Consider the following 14,876-nt stretch of genomic DNA (forward strand, 5'->3'; position numbering starts at 1 on the left):
GGCGCCTGTGCGCTCAACGCGTATGGTCATGGCCGCCAAGCTGATCGAGCGCGTGCTCCAGCACGTGGTCGAGAACGCCGAGGCCGTCTTTCACCCCGCCGGGAGAACCCGGGAGGTTCACGATCAGTGTGCGTCCGGAAACGCCGCACACGCCGCGCGAGAGAATCGATGTGGGCACCTTGGGCAACCCGGACCGCCGGATGGCGTCAGCGAGACCGGGAACCTCGTAATCGAGCACGGCCCGCGTGGCCTCGGGGGTGGCGTCGGTCGGTGAGATACCGGTCCCGCCCGAGGTGATGATGAGGTCGACGTTCTCGGACAGCGCGGCACGCAGCGCCCCGGCCACGGCGTCGCCGTCGGGAACCACCATCTGCTCGGTGACGTCGTAGCCGCGCTTGGCCAGCCATTCCACGATGAGCGGACCGGTCCGGTCGTCGTAGACGCCTGCCGCTGCCCGGGTCGAGGCGATGACCACCCGGGCCGAACGCGTCACTCCGCTGGTTTTTCCCACAACCCCGTTTTACCGCCTTCTTTCCGCACCACGTGGATGTTGTCGATACGTGCTGCGGGATCGACGGCCTTGATCATGTCGTAGAGCGTCAGCGCGGCCACGCCGACCGCGGTGAGCGCCTCCATCTCGACACCCGTGCGGTCGGTGCTGCGCACCGTGGCGGTGATCCCCACGGCGTCGTCGCGCACGTCGAAGTCGACGTCGACACCGGTCAGTGCCAACTGGTGGCACAGCGGGATCAGGTCGGGTGTCCGTTTGGCCGCCAGGATGCCTGCCACCCGCGCGGTGGCCAGGGCGTCACCTTTGGGCAGTCCACCGGAGGCGATGAGCGCCACGACGTCCGGCCGCGTCAGCAGGGTCCCCGCGGCGACCGCGGTGCGTTTGGTGACGTCCTTGTTGGTGACGTCGACCATGTGCGCCGCGCCGGATTCGTCGAGGTGCGACAGTTCCACCGTTACCGGTTGACGACGGTGACGGCCGGCAGGAACGGCAGCTGTTCGGCCGGCAGCGGGAAGACAACATCGCCGAACGGGGACAGTGCACCGGTGCGGTCACTGGCGAGTTCGGTCACCGCGTGATCGTCGTCGCCGGACAGGGTCGGCCAGCCGTTGTCGACGTATTGCTTCTTCTTCTTGTCAGCCACGCCCCACATTGTGGCAAATGGCTTCGCCGGTCGCGATACCGGCAGCCTGCTTTACGCTGGTCAGGATATGACCGCACAGACTCCGGGGACGCCGCTTGGCGCCTGGCTGGCCGACCTCGACGATCGGGGTCTCATCCGCCTACTGGAGCTGCGACCGGACCTGAGCCAGCCGCCACCAGGCACGATCGCGGCGCTGGCGGCCCGCGCCACCTCCCGCCAGTCGGTCAAGGCCGCCACCGACGGCCTGGACTTCCTGCGCCTGGCGGTGCTCGACGCTCTGCTCGTACTGCACGCCGACACCGCCGCGGTCCCGGTCGAGAAGGTCACCGACATGCTGGGCGACCGCGTCGAGACCGCGGTGGTGCTCGCCGCCGTCGACGACCTGCGCGAGCGTGCGCTGGTGTGGGGCGAGGCGACACTGCGGATCGCACCCGAGGTGGCCTCGGGTCTGCCGTGGTACGCCGGGCAGGCCGTCCTGGAGCCCACCGACCTGACCGCCGAGGACATCGCCGCGCGGGTCGACGCGCTCGACGAGGCCCCGCGTGAGCTGCTCGCGCGGCTCCTGGAGGGCTCACCCATGGGCCGCACGCGCGACGCCGCGCCCGACTCCCCGCCCGACCGCCCCGTGCCGCGACTCCTGGCGGCCGGGCTGCTGCGCCGCATCGACGACGACACCGTGATCCTGCCGCGCCTGGTGGGGCAGGCCCTGCGCGGCGAGGTGCCCGGTCCGCGCGAGCTCACCAAACCCGAACTGGCCGTGACCACCACGACCGTCGCCGACGTCGACGCCGTCGCGGCGGGTGCCGCCATCGACCTGATGCGCGAGGTCGACCTCATCATCGAGACGCTGGGCGCCGCGCCGGTTCCCGAGCTGCGCGCAGGCGGGATGGGTGTGCGCGACGTCAAGCGGCTGGCCAAGAACACCGGCATCGACGAGCCCCGGCTGGGGCTGCTGGTCGAGCTCGCCGCGGCCGCCGGGCTGATCGCCTCCGGCATGCCCGACCCCGATCCGGGTGACGGCACCGGCCCGTACTGGGCGCCGACGGTGGCCGCCGACCGGTTCCTCGAATCGCCCACGGCGGTGCGCTGGCATCTGCTGGCCACCACGTGGCTCGACCTGCCTGCCCGCCCCGCGCTCATCGGCACCCGCGGCCCGGACGGGAAACCTTTTGGTGCGCTGTCGGATTCGCTGTACTCGACGGCCGCGCCGCTGGACCGGCGCCTGCTGCTGACGGTGCTGGCCGACCTCGCGCCCGGCTCTGGCGTCTCCGCCGAGGACGCGTCGCGCGCGATGATCTGGCAGCGGCCGCGCTGGGCGGTGCGCCTGCAACCCGCGACGGTCAGCGACCTGTTCGCCGAGGCCCATGCGCTGGGCATGGCCGGACGCGGCGCGATCAGCACGCCGGCGCGCCGTCTGCTGGCCGGCGACGCCGACGAGGACGTGTTGGCCGCGATGAACAAGGCGCTGCCCAAACCGCTCGACCATTTCCTGCTGCAGGCCGACCTGACCGTCGTCGTGCCAGGACCGCTGGAACGGGACCTCGCCGAGGAACTCGCACAGGTCGCGACGGTCGAATCGGCTGGGGCGGCCATGGTGTACCGGATCAGCGAGGCATCGGTGCGCCACGCACTCGACGCCGGGCGCACCGCGGGCGAGTTGCACGCGTTCTTCGAGAAGCACTCGAAAACCCCTGTCCCGCAAGGTTTGACATACCTGATCGATGATGTGGCGCGTCGGCACGGGCAGCTGCGGGTCGGGATGGCGTCGTCGTTCGTGCGGTGCGAGGACCCGGCGCTGCTCGCACAGGCCGTCGCGAGCCCGATCGTCGCGCGTCTCGAGCTGCGGACCCTCGCGCCCACCGTCGCGGTGTCGCAGGCGCCGATCGCCGACGTGCTGGGCGCGCTGCGCGAGGCCGGTTTCGCCCCGGCCGCCGAGGACTCGACCGGTGCCGTCGTCGACATCCGCGCCCGCGGTGCGCGCGTCGTCGCACCGTCGCGCCGTCGCGTGTACCGCCCGTCGTCACCCCCCACCCCGCAGACCCTCGCCGCGGTGGTCGCCGTGCTACGCAAGGTGGCCGCGGGACCGTTCTCCAGCATCCGCCTGGACCCGGCAACCGCGATCACGCAACTGCAGGAGGCCGCGATCGCCCAGACGTCGGTTGTGATCGGTTACGTCGACCCGGCCGGCGTGGCGACCCAGCGCGTGGTGTCGCCGATCAACGTGCGCGGCGGGCAACTCACCGCATTTGACCCGGCGGCCGGGCGGGTGCGCGAATTCGCGATCCACCGCGTCACGTCGGTGGTCTCGGCCGACAGTGACTGATCCGTTGAGATTGCCGTGAGGGACATCCTGAGCTGCGTTTTTGTCCCTCAGTGCAATCTCGGCGCCCAGCGCCCGCCGGACGGTATGTCAGCGGGTTCGGAATAATGGACAGGATGAGTTCCCAGCCGAGCAGCGGAGTGGTCAGCGCATGACCGACGGCCCGCTGATTGTGCAGTCCGACAAAACCGTGTTGCTCGAGGTCGACCATGAGTTGGCCGGGGCCGCACGGGCGGCGATCGCCCCGTTCGCCGAACTCGAACGCGCACCCGAACACGTCCACACCTACCGCATCACGCCGCTGGCGCTGTGGAACGCCCGCGCGGCGGGCCACGACGCCGAGCAGGTGGTCGACGCGCTCGTGTCGTTCTCCCGTTACCCGGTGCCCCAGCCGCTGCTGGTCGACATCGTCGACACCATGGCGCGGTACGGCCGCCTGCAGCTCGTCAAGCATCCGGCACACGGGCTGACGCTGGTGAGCTTCGACCGCGCGGTGCTCGAAGAGGTGCTGCGCAACAAGAAGATCGCGCCGATGCTCGGTGCGCGCATCGACGACGACACCGTGATAGTGCACAACAGCGAACGTGGCCGCGTCAAGCAGATGCTGCTCAAGATCGGTTGGCCCGCAGAGGATCTCGCGGGTTACGTCGACGGCGAAGCGCACCCGATCACGCTGGAGCAGGACGGCTGGGCGCTGCGCGACTACCAGGAGATGGCCGCCGACTCGTTCTGGGCCGGCGGGTCCGGTGTGGTGGTGCTGCCGTGTGGCGCGGGCAAGACGCTCGTCGGCGCCGCGGCGATGGCCAAGGCCGGCGCGACCACGCTGATCCTGGTCACCAACACCGTCGCGGGACGGCAATGGAAACGTGAACTCGTCGCGCGCACGTCGCTCACCGAGGACGAGATCGGCGAGTACTCGGGTGAGAAGAAGGAGATCCGGCCCGTCACGATCGCCACGTACCAGGTGATCACGCGCCGCACCAAGGGCGAGTACAAGCACCTGGAACTGTTCGACAGCCGCGACTGGGGCCTGATCATCTACGACGAGGTGCACCTGCTGCCCGCGCCCGTGTTCCGGATGACCGCCGATCTTCAGTCCCGCCGTCGGCTCGGCCTGACCGCGACGCTGATCCGCGAGGACGGGCGTGAAGGCGACGTGTTCAGCCTGATCGGGCCGAAACGCTACGACGCGCCCTGGAAGGACATCGAGGCGCAGGGCTGGATCGCCCCGGCCGAGTGCATCGAGGTGCGCGTGACGATGACCGACAACGAGCGCATGCTCTACGCCACGTCGGAACCCGACGAGCGCTACAAGCTGTGCTCGACGGTGCACACCAAGATCGCGGTGGTGCGCTCGATCCTGGAGCGTCATCCCAACGAGCCGACCCTGGTGATCGGCGCGTACCTGGACCAACTGGAGGAACTGGGCCAGGAGTTGGACGCCCCGGTGATCCAGGGCTCGACCAAGAACGCCGAGCGCGAGGCGCTGTTCGACGCGTTCCGCCGCGGCGAGATCAGGACGCTCGTGGTGTCGAAGGTCGCCAACTTCTCCATCGACCTGCCGGAAGCGTCGGTGGCCGTGCAGGTGTCGGGCACCTTCGGGTCACGACAGGAGGAGGCGCAACGCCTCGGCCGGCTGCTGCGTCCGAAGGCCGACGGTGGTGGCGCGGTGTTCTATTCGGTGGTCTCGCGCGACAGCCTCGACGCCGAGTACGCCGCGCACCGGCAGCGCTTCCTCGCCGAGCAGGGCTACGGCTACATCATCAAAGACGCCGACGACCTGCTGGGGCCGGCCATCTAGACCGGCCCCGGCGCCCGTCGCTACGCGTGCGGCCCGACGGCCTTGACCACGGTCAGCAGCACCACCGAGTCGGCGAGTGCGTGCAGCGAGTGGCGCGTGCGCGGGATCACCAGCAGATCACCGGGAGATCCCTCCCAGCTCGCCTCGGAGTTGGCCAGCTTCACACGGCCCTCGATCACCTGCAGCGTCGCCTCGCCGGGGCTCTCGTGCTCGTCCAGACCGGTGCCGTCGACGAGCGCGATCAGCGTCTGACGCAGATTGTGCTCGTGCCCGCCGTAGACGGTGTGGGCACTGCGGCCCGCGCTCGCGGTGCGAGCTGCGGCCAGTTGCTGACGGGCAAGCGCGGTGAGCGACATCTTCTCCATGACGAGCATCGTCCCACCCCGGGTATGCGCGGTGTGCTCAGGTCGCACTATCTGGTCGGCGGCCATGCACTCGTGCTGTGAACCAATTATCGAACGCAGCCAGAATCGCTCGGTTCACGGCTCACCATGACTTCGGCGTGTTCTTTCTCGACAGCGCCTGGGCTCGCCGTCACAGACAGCAAATCCGCTTCCGTGCCCCACGTCCACCTAGTGAACTCATGGCTCTCACCGTCGACCTCTTTCGCGAATACGAATTCCGAGCACCAGGCCAAACCGTCGTAAGGACGGCCGATCGGCAGCTGTTGGCGGAGGTCATCGACAGTCTCTGAATACCCCGCTTGCACGATCCACTGCTCCCATTCCCCTGGCTGCTCGTTCGCCAGTTTCGCGCCGGCGGGAAGAGTCAACCCCGGCATCAGCTGAGGTTGAGACGGCGCCTCGACAGAACTCGTCGACGAATCGAGAGCATCGACACCTATCGGCGGAGCTGCGCGAAAAACGATGACGCCCGCGACAATCGAGACCAGTAAGAAGACCACGCCCGTTGCAATCAGGATCCAAGCCCACGGCGGCATGCCGCCCCGAGGGCGCGCGACAGCTGCGGCAGGAGCCGTTTGGTCCGTCCACTTATGACCGTCGAAGTATCGAAGCTGGGTTTGGTCGTCCGGCGCCGGGTACCAACCCGGCGGTGTGGTGTTCATCTGTCTCCCTTGGCCACTCAATTCAAAAGAGCTCATCTAACTGGAGAGGTCAGTCGGTGTCACCGTAGTACCGTGTCGAGAAAATCTGAGACTTCAACGCTTCGACGTCAGCTCTGGATGGCAGCCCCGCATTTTTAGCCAGATGGTGGCCCATCTCTGAGTCGTTGAAGCCAGTGCGTCGTGCAACCTCGACTGCAAACTCGTGCACCTCTGACCGCGCATGTCGCCAGGCGAGGTCAGCGACTACCTAGATCTCGTCTTCGAGCTGACGTTCTGACATCCGAACTACACCGGGCGACAGCGCGATGCTTCTGATCCGACCGTCGGGAAACACCGTCACCGTCACCGTTCCGGGTGGATTCGTCACCGATGACCATAGCGGCAGATGCTCGTCGCCAGACACCGAGGGGTTTGGCGGCTGGACGATGCCACCGTCATCTCTGCTGTCGCCGATCTCGCCGGATTTGGGGCTCTTCGCAGTTGAGGGTGTAGAGGTCGTCGGCGCGTCGGTGCCGGGATAGGGGTCGAGGTCTTCCGATGATGGAGGTTCCTACGCCATCCATCTGAAAGACCTCGACGTGCCTGACGCTACCGGTCGGGCGGGCTTCGCCTGCGCTGACCTGACGACTTTCTGCCGCCTCGACGAGCTCGGGTTGGAGGTGACCGGCCAACGCCTCGACCCTGATCGGGCCGTGCTGGCGTGCCGGGTCGCCGATGAGGATCGGTGGTGCCGCCGCTGCGGCGAAGAAGGCGTTGTACGTGACAGCGTGACTCGCACGTTGGCTCATGAACCGTTCGGGTGGCGACCCACGGCTTTGCTGGTCACGATCCGCCGTTACCGTTGCGCCGGCTGCGCTCATGTGTGGCGCCAGGATGCCAGCGCCGCAGCCGAACCGCGGGCCAGGCTGTCCCGGCGTGCTCTGCGGTGGGCGCTGGAAGCCCTTGTCTGCCAACACCTGTCGGTGGCCCGGGTCGCCGAGGCGCTTGCGGTGTCGTGGAACACTGCCAACAACGCCGTGCTCGCCGAAGGTCAGCGGGTGCTCATCGCCGATCCGGCCCGGTTCGATGGCGTCGCGGTGATCGGCGTCGATGAGCACGTGTGGCGGCACACTCGCCGCGGCGACAAGTACGTCACCGTCATCATCGATCTCACGCCCGTGCGTGACGGGACCGGCCCCGCACGGCTGCTCGACATGGTGGAGGGCCGCTCCAAGAAGGCGTTCGCCGACTGGCTGGCACAGCGGCCACAGGAGTGGCGTGATCGTGTGGACGTTGTTGCCATGGACGGGTTCTCCGGGTTCAAGACCGCCGCCACCGAAGAACTGCCTGACGCGGCCACGGTGATGGACCCCTTCCACGTGGTCCGCCTGGCCGGCAACGCCCTCGACGAGTGCCGACGCCGCGTGCAGCTGGCCACCTGCGGGCACCGCGGCCGCAGCACCGACCCGCTCTACCGATCGCGACGCACCCTGCACACCGGGGCCGACCTGCTCACCGACCGCCAGAAAGCCCGACTGGCCGCACTGTTCGCCGCCAACGCGCACGCCGAGATCGAGGCCACCTGGGCGATGTATCAACGCACCGTGGCCGCCTACCGCGAACCAGACCGCACCAAGGGCCGCACCATGATGGCTGCACTGATCACCACGCTGAGCACAGGCGTCCCCACGTCGCTGACCGAGCTGATCACCCTCGGGCGGACACTGAAGAAGCGTGCCGCCGACGTCCTGGCCTACTTCGACCGCCCCGGCACCTCCAACGGGCCGACCGAAGCGATCAACGGCCGCCTCGAACACCTGCGCGGATCCGCCCTGGGCTTCCGCAACCTCACCAACTACATCGCCCGGTCCCTGCTCGAGACCGGAGGCTTCCGAACCCAGCTCCGTCAACCTCGGCGGTGAAGAATCCTCAACGCGTGTTCAACGCGGCCAGAGCGTCATTGGTCTCGGCCACCGAGAAACGGTCGGGGTGCCAGCCCCGGGGCAGCCAGTCCCTCATCTCCTGCGCACCGAGTCCCATCGGCGTTTCCCGCGGGTCGTACCCGCCGCGAACCCACGCAGCCAACTCCTCATAGCCGCCCAGGCCACCACAGTCCTCCGGCGGACAGGCCATCTTTCCCGTCAGACACACCGCAGCCGGGGGCGGATCATCGAAAACGTCTTCGACCACGAGCACGTGGTCCCATCCGTCGCCGAAGTCGTAATCGTAGAACAACCGCTCGCCCTTATCGGACACCACCTGATCGAGGCGCACGCTGTCCTCGACGACACCGTCGTCGCCTTCGCTGAGATCAAACCCGGTGACGAAGTAGGCACGGGTCCGCCGGTCCGCCCCGACACCGAACTTATGCAGATGACTGTCCTGCCAGCCCATAACGACCTGCAGCACAACATGGAGCTCATCGAGCATGAGGTCGCCCGGCAGGTCCAGCCGACGCCAGATCGGCGGCTTGGCGTACATCAGGTCGACGCGCACCCGGAAGCCCCGCGCACGATCCGGCACCGCCCGCACCTCGGGCGTCGGCTCATCGAACATTCCCGCGAACACGTTCCGACCAGCGTCGGCCATTAGCTTCTGCAGCAACGCCAGGTCCACACTGCCCCCGGACACTCCGCTCTTCCTCTTGCTCTTCCGCTTCTTCTCCGGCACACCCCAAGCCAACCAGACCCCTCGATCACAGCGCGAAAGCAGCTGATCGTCTCTACACCGTCAAGTGCGAAGAGCCAGTTTGCTGGCTGAACCGGGGGGCAATGGGGTTCTTCGATGTCGTCGATTCCGTGGTCGACACCGTAACCGAAACGGCCGGAAGGATTAAAGACGGTGCGGAATTTGTAGAGTACATTGCGAGAAAAGGTGGTCTGTTAGACCTCGAATATCTGGCAAAATCTGTCGGTAGATGGGCCTCTCCGCTGAGCATTGCGCCAACTCCTATTTTGGAGGGCGGTCAGAGAATACTCCAGGGTATGCGGTTCACCACTGGTGAGGGAGATCCGGTCGCAGGCGTCTCCTTCATCGAAGGAGGCGCGCGATTTGAGGAAGTAGCTGAAAAGTTCGGTACTGCTCGCCCCGACGAAACGTGGGAAGGGGGTTCCGCCCCTAGAGCCTACGACCGTCGAGTTGATCTGCAGGAAAAGCATGTCGCCATCCTGCGTGATGCGGACCGTCAGATCGGCTTTGTGATGAGTCGCGAAGCTGACGAACTTCGCGAGGTGCGCCGAATTCTCGACGGACTTCATGAGCAGTTGACTGCTTTTGGTGAATACAGCAAGTGGGTAGGAGTCGGCCAGATCGGAAAATTGGCCCAGGCTGCGATCGAGTTTGAAGCGGTGCGTCAGGCAGTGACCGAAGCTTCAAAAAAGATGTGGGATATGCACGAATACGCAAACAACAACGCTGCGGTTGTAACGGAAGCTCTTGAACTCTATCGAAAAGTATCTGCAGAGGCGACGTCTCAAGATTCGATTGGAGATTTCGACCCGCCGCGATAGTCGAAAAGGAGCGATTCAGTGAGCAGTGGTGAAGACAGACGAATCACGTCGTCTACCATTCGAGGACTGGCCTCGACGCAAGACGAGTTGGGGCGAGGAGTGAGAAGCGCAGTTCTTTCGGTCCAGTTCGCCGGCGACCAAGTGGAAAAGACACACGGTTTGATCTGTGCGGTCACCAGCGAGGCGATAAAAAAGGCCGAGGCCGAGCGATCCACAGCGGGGAGCGGGGTAGTCGGCGTGTGTGCCGAACTTGCACAGAAGCTTCGGCACGCAGCAGCTCGGTATGACGATGTGGATGAGACAGAGAAGGACAAGCTTGAGCAGCAAATGCCGCCTCGTTGATCGCGGTATAGAGCGGATTGGGCATCCGGGCTGATGAGTAATGGAACGTCGCGTTCGTGGGACGACGACGAGTTCGCCGACGCGGATTCCCAGTCCGCGGAGATCGGATCGGCATTCGACCTCTATACAAAGAATGATGGCTCTTCGCAGTTAGCAGTGGCGTTGGTGCCGGCTGGGTGTGACTCGTCGTGATCGGCGAGTGCAGGCCCACCGTACTCGGCGGCGTTGGTTCTCAGGATTGCGGAAGCCGAAGGCGATGCGCCCGACGTGTTTGACGATGCGGTTGTAGCCTTCGGTGCGGGCGTTGGACAGGCCGGTCTGCAGGGCGGCGATGATGGGGGCCTGCCAGGTCTCGATGGTGCGGGCCAGTCGGATCACTTCGGGCACTGTGCAGGCCGCGCAGAAACGGTAGAACCGGTCCAGGGCGGTCGTGATCTCGTAGCGCAACCCGCCGCGGTCGGCGCAGGAAAGCAGGTCGCGCAGCAGTTCTTTGGCGATCCAGGCCGCGGCGATGTCCTGGTTGGGGTCGGCGGAGAGCAGCTTGGCGAACAACGTGGCGCGTTGGTCTGCGGTGAGCCGCTCGGAGCCGCGCAGCAGGCGGCGGCGGTTGATCCACTCGACATCGGCCTTGCGGCCGCGCCGGCCCCGTTGGGTCCAGGTGACCCGGCGGCGCACCGCATCAACCATGTCGTTGGCTTTCTTGACCAGGTGGAACCGGTCGGCGATCAGGATCGCGTGCGGCAGTGCTTCGCGAGCCACCCGGGCATAGGCCGGGGACAAATCGATGGCTACGTGGGTGATTGCGGCCCGCCAGTCAGGGTCCTGGCCAGCGAGCCAGTCGATCACTGCCGCCGAGGTGCGGCCATTGACCTGGCCAAGGAGGCCTTGATCGCCGGTGATGTCGACCAGTCCGGTGTCCCAGCGATCCACCCATACCCGCCGCCCGAGTACCGGGTTGTGTTCCCATTTGGCCTTACCGCGTCGGGTCTCGTCGATGCCGAGCACCGCCACCGGCGCCAGCTCGCCGGCCAGGGCGTCCTCGGCGGTGGCGATGACTTCGTCGTGCACGGTGTGCCAGCCGCAGCGGTACTGCCCGGCCACCGCGGCCACCGAACGGTCCTCGTCGAGCACCGCAGTGGCCATCGTCGCCTTGGCCCGCGGTGTTACCCGCGCCCGCGCCGGGATTCCGGGCACCGACTCGGTGAACACCTTGCGCGTACAGACCGTGCTGGGGCACAACCACTTTCGCTTACGCCAGCGCAGTATCGGGCGGTCCGAACCCACCACAACGTCGCGGGGTCCGGTCTGTACCCAGCCTTTCGACCTGGTGGAGCGTTCCCCGCATTCGGGGCAGATCCCGACCCACTGGGGGGCGGTGAGCACCTGCACCAACCGGGTGCCGTCCTCGAGGCGCTGCACCGATTCGACGACCACACCGTCGAGATCGAGCAGCAGTGAACTACCGTCAACCATGGTTCCGCGTTCCTTGTCCTGGATGCCTGAAGAACACCCAGCTCACAGGGGCGCGGACCCCTAATCAATCACCGACACGACACAACGTCGGACAACACCAGACCCCTATCAACTGCGAAGAGCCAGAATGATCTGTGCGGTTCGCACACCAAATCCGGCTCTTCGCACTTGACGGTGTAGAGACGATCAGCTGCTTTCGCGCTGTGATCGAGGGGTCTGGTTGGCTTGGGGTGTGCCGGAGAAGAAGCGGAAGAGCAAGAGGAAGAGCGGAGTGTCCGGGGGCAGTGTGGACCTGGCGTTGCTGCAGAAGCTAATGGCCGACGCTGGTCGGAACGTGTTCGCGGGAATGTTCGATGAGCCGACGCCCGAGGTGCGGGCGGTGCCGGATCGTGCGCGGGGCTTCCGGGTGCGCGTCGACCTGATGTACGCCAAGCCGCCGATCTGGCGTCGGCTGGACCTGCCGGGCGACCTCATGCTCGATGAGCTCCATGTTGTGCTGCAGGTCGTTATGGGCTGGCAGGACAGTCATCTGCATAAGTTCGGTGTCGGGGCGGACCGGCGGACCCGTGCCTACTTCGTCACCGGGTTTGATCTCAGCGAAGGCGACGACGGTGTCGTCGAGGACAGCGTGCGCCTCGATCAGGTGGTGTCCGATAAGGGCGAGCGGTTGTTCTACGATTACGACTTCGGCGACGGATGGGACCACGTGCTCGTGGTCGAAGACGTTTTCGATGATCCGCCCCCGGCTGCGGTGTGTCTGACGGGAAAGATGGCCTGTCCGCCGGAGGACTGTGGTGGCCTGGGCGGCTATGAGGAGTTGGCTGCGTGGGTTCGCGGCGGGTACGACCCGCGGGAAACGCCGATGGGACTCGGTGCGCAGGAGATGAGGGACTGGCTGCCCCGGGGCTGGCACCCCGACCGTTTCTCGGTGGCCGAGACCAATGACGCTCTGGCCGCGTTGAACACGCGTTGAGGATTCTTCACCGCCGAGGTTGACGGAGCTGGGTTCGGAAGCCTCCGGTCTCGAGCAGGGACCGGGCGATGTAGTTGGTGAGGTTGCGGAAGCCCAGGGCGGATCCGCGCAGGTGTTCGAGGCGGCCGTTGATCGCTTCGGTCGGCCCGTTGGAGGTGCCGGGGCGGTCGAAGTAGGCCAGGACGTCGGCGGCACGCTTCTTCAGTGTCCGCCCGAGGGTGATCAGCTCGGTCAGCGACGTGGGGACGCCTGTGCTCAGCGTGGTGATCAGTGCAGCCATCATGGTGCGGCCCTTGGTGCGGTCTGGTTCGCGGTAGGCGGCCACGGTGCGTTGATACATCGCCCAGGTGGCCTCGATCTCGGCGTGCGCGTTGGCGGCGAACAGTGCGGCCAGTCGGGCTTTCTGGCGGTCGGTGAGCAGGTCGGCCCCGGTGTGCAGGGTGCGTCGCGATCGGTAGAGCGGGTCGGTGCTGCGGCCGCGGTGCCCGCAGGTGGCCAGCTGCACGCGGCGTCGGCACTCGTCGAGGGCGTTGCCGGCCAGGCGGACCACGTGGAAGGGGTCCATCACCGTGGCCGCGTCAGGCAGTTCTTCGGTGGCGGCGGTCTTGAACCCGGAGAACCCGTCCATGGCAACAACGTCCACACGATCACGCCACTCCTGTGGCCGCTGTGCCAGCCAGTCGGCGAACGCCTTCTTGGAGCGGCCCTCCACCATGTCGAGCAGCCGTGCGGGGCCGGTCCCGTCACGCACGGGCGTGAGATCGATGATGACGGTGACGTACTTGTCGCCGCGGCGAGTGTGCCGCCACACGTGCTCATCGACGCCGATCACCGCGACGCCATCGAACCGGGCCGGATCGGCGATGAGCACCCGCTGACCTTCGGCGAGCACGGCGTTGTTGGCAGTGTTCCACGACACCGCAAGCGCCTCGGCGACCCGGGCCACCGACAGGTGTTGGCAGACAAGGGCTTCCAGCGCCCACCGCAGAGCACGCCGGGACAGCCTGGCCCGCGGTTCGGCTGCGGCGCTGGCATCCTGGCGCCACACATGAGCGCAGCCGGCGCAACGGTAACGGCGGATCGTGACCAGCAAAGCCGTGGGTCGCCACCCGAACGGTTCATGAGCCAACGTGCGAGTCACGCTGTCACGTACAACGCCTTCTTCGCCGCAGCGGCGGCACCACCGATCCTCATCGGCGACCCGGCACGCCAGCACGGCCCGATCAGGGTCGAGGCGTTGGCCGGTCACCTCCAACCCGAGCTCGTCGAGGCGGCAGAAAGTCGTCAGGTCAGCGCAGGCGAAGCCCGCCCGACCGGTAGCGTCAGGCACGTCGAGGTCTTTCAGATGGATGGCGTAGGAACCTCCATCATCGGAAGACCTCGACCCCTATCCCGGCACCGACGCGCCGACGACCTCTACACCCTCAACTGCGAAGAGCCAGCAAACTGCAGATATCCTACCGTCCCCGCAACACCGGGCCATGCACGATTGTTGGGCAAGTGATGTCCGATCTGCCGAGCCAGGGATGTCAGATATGCCAAACCGATGTCCATCTGCTCACTGTCTGGTCGACAACTGTGCCTTCGCCGTTCGCGCCCAGTCGTCGGCAAGAATCTCATCGTCACCGCCGAGCAGCCCGTCGACGGCCATGGTGGCGATCACGGCCGGATCGCTCTTCTGGTCGGCGGGCACGTACGGGACCATGTCGGTGTCCATGTAGCCGACGTGCAGTGCCGCGACGTGGATTCCGCGGGGCGCGAGTTCGGTGCGCACCGCATCGGTGAGCGCCCACGCGGCGGCCTTGGCCGACGCGTACGCACCCGAGGTCGGCGGGTGCATCCAGGAAAGCACCGACAGCACGTTGAGGATCGCCCCGCCGCCGTTGCGTTCGATGTTGCGCTCGATGATCGGCACGAACGCGCGCGTGACGTTCAGTGTGCCGAAGTAGTGGGTCTCCATCTCGGCGCGGATGTCGGCGATGGGCCCGGACAGCAGATTCGCGCGCGTCGAGATCCCGGCGTTGTTGACCAGTACCGTGACGTCCTCGGCGATCTCGGCCGCGCGCCGGACCGACTCGGCGTCGGTGATGTCGAGCGGGATCGGCACGACGCCGGGCAGATCCACGGTCTCGGGGCGGCGGGCCGCGGCGTATACCTTGGCGCCGCGAGCGACGAGTTCGGCGGCGAGCCTGCGCCCGAGCCCGCGGTTGGCTCCGGTCACCAGCGCGACGATGTCGTGTGTCATGTCAGTTCTCCTGT

At 66.7% G+C, this 14,876-nt stretch carries 14 protein-coding genes and 1 pseudogene; 6 read left to right on the forward strand and 9 right to left on the reverse strand.

Annotated elements, in window-relative coordinates:
* Positions 1 to 13: 13 nt before the first annotated feature.
* The 3 genes from AT701_RS27900 to AT701_RS27910 are packed head-to-tail and all read right to left on the reverse strand — an operon-like array spanning position 14 to position 1,163.
* A complete protein-coding gene (locus AT701_RS27900) occupies positions 14 to 493 on the reverse strand; it encodes a MogA/MoaB family molybdenum cofactor biosynthesis protein (protein ID WP_014878425.1) in 480 nt (159 codons plus the stop codon).
* Positions 490 to 963 (reverse strand): cyclic pyranopterin monophosphate synthase MoaC, encoded by a 474-nt coding sequence (gene moaC / locus AT701_RS27905; RefSeq protein ID WP_011730724.1) that lies wholly within the window; start codon positions 961 to 963, stop codon positions 490 to 492. Before moaC ends, AT701_RS27900 begins: the two co-directional genes overlap by 4 nt.
* Before the next feature lie 2 nt (positions 964 to 965).
* Positions 966 to 1,163: a hypothetical protein gene (locus AT701_RS27910; RefSeq protein WP_003897116.1), complete on the reverse strand. Its 198-nt coding sequence runs from the start codon at positions 1,161 to 1,163 to the stop codon at positions 966 to 968.
* 58 nt (positions 1,164 to 1,221) lie between these two features.
* On the opposite strand from AT701_RS27910, the gene AT701_RS27915 reads away from it, so the two are divergent.
* Entirely contained in the window at positions 1,222 to 3,477 is a 2,256-nt protein-coding gene (locus AT701_RS27915) for a helicase-associated domain-containing protein (protein ID WP_058127004.1), read from the forward strand.
* 148 nt (positions 3,478 to 3,625) lie between these two features.
* Positions 3,626 to 5,275: a DNA repair helicase XPB gene (locus tag AT701_RS27920; protein WP_003897120.1), complete on the forward strand. Its 1,650-nt coding sequence runs from the start codon at positions 3,626 to 3,628 to the stop codon at positions 5,273 to 5,275.
* Positions 5,276 to 5,295: 20 nt separating this feature from the next.
* On the opposite strand, the gene AT701_RS27925 is transcribed toward AT701_RS27920, so the two are convergent.
* Both AT701_RS27925 and AT701_RS27930 read right to left on the reverse strand, forming a co-directional pair.
* A complete protein-coding gene (locus AT701_RS27925; protein WP_014878426.1) occupies positions 5,296 to 5,640 on the reverse strand; it encodes a cupin domain-containing protein in 345 nt (114 codons plus the stop codon).
* 86 nt (positions 5,641 to 5,726) lie between these two features.
* Entirely contained in the window at positions 5,727 to 6,341 is a 615-nt protein-coding gene (locus tag AT701_RS27930; protein ID WP_011730728.1) for a DUF2510 domain-containing protein, read from the reverse strand.
* Positions 6,342 to 6,919: 578 nt separating this feature from the next.
* Here AT701_RS27930 and AT701_RS27940 point away from each other — a divergent pair.
* Positions 6,920 to 8,242 (forward strand): ISL3-like element IS1096 family transposase, encoded by a 1,323-nt coding sequence (locus tag AT701_RS27940; protein ID WP_011726739.1) that lies wholly within the window; start codon positions 6,920 to 6,922, stop codon positions 8,240 to 8,242.
* A 7-nt stretch (positions 8,243 to 8,249) separates the two neighbouring features.
* Here the strand turns inward: AT701_RS27940 and AT701_RS27945 are convergent, their stop codons facing one another.
* Entirely contained in the window at positions 8,250 to 8,951 is a 702-nt protein-coding gene (locus AT701_RS27945; RefSeq protein WP_011726740.1) for a plasmid pRiA4b ORF-3 family protein, read from the reverse strand.
* Between the two features lie 140 nt (positions 8,952 to 9,091).
* Here AT701_RS27945 and AT701_RS34410 point away from each other — a divergent pair, with 140 nt between their 5' ends.
* A complete protein-coding gene (locus AT701_RS34410) occupies positions 9,092 to 9,829 on the forward strand; it encodes an EspA/EspE family type VII secretion system effector (RefSeq protein ID WP_162139559.1) in 738 nt (245 codons plus the stop codon).
* An 18-nt stretch (positions 9,830 to 9,847) separates the two neighbouring features.
* The gene (locus AT701_RS27955; protein ID WP_080590943.1) at positions 9,848 to 10,171 is read left to right on the forward strand and encodes an ESX-1 secretion-associated protein; all 324 of its coding nucleotides are present in this window, start codon (positions 9,848 to 9,850) and stop codon (positions 10,169 to 10,171) included.
* A 150-nt stretch (positions 10,172 to 10,321) separates the two neighbouring features.
* Here AT701_RS27955 and AT701_RS27960 read toward each other — a convergent pair.
* Positions 10,322 to 11,690, reverse strand: a pseudogene (locus AT701_RS27960) (ISL3-like element ISMsm4 family transposase).
* 225 nt (positions 11,691 to 11,915) lie between these two features.
* Between AT701_RS27960 and AT701_RS27965 the strand changes: the two are divergent.
* A complete protein-coding gene (locus AT701_RS27965; RefSeq protein WP_011726740.1) occupies positions 11,916 to 12,617 on the forward strand; it encodes a plasmid pRiA4b ORF-3 family protein in 702 nt (233 codons plus the stop codon).
* A 7-nt stretch (positions 12,618 to 12,624) separates the two neighbouring features.
* Here AT701_RS27965 and AT701_RS27970 read toward each other — a convergent pair whose 3' ends face one another.
* The gene (locus tag AT701_RS27970) at positions 12,625 to 13,947 is read right to left on the reverse strand and encodes an ISL3-like element IS1096 family transposase (protein ID WP_011726739.1); all 1,323 of its coding nucleotides are present in this window, start codon (positions 13,945 to 13,947) and stop codon (positions 12,625 to 12,627) included.
* A 228-nt stretch (positions 13,948 to 14,175) separates the two neighbouring features.
* Positions 14,176 to 14,862 (reverse strand): SDR family oxidoreductase, encoded by a 687-nt coding sequence (locus tag AT701_RS27975; protein ID WP_058127007.1) that lies wholly within the window; start codon positions 14,860 to 14,862, stop codon positions 14,176 to 14,178.
* Positions 14,863 to 14,876: the final 14 nt, after the last annotated feature.

This window comes from Mycolicibacterium smegmatis (assembly GCF_001457595.1).
In the GTDB taxonomy this organism is placed as follows: domain Bacteria; phylum Actinomycetota; class Actinomycetes; order Mycobacteriales; family Mycobacteriaceae; genus Mycobacterium; species Mycobacterium smegmatis.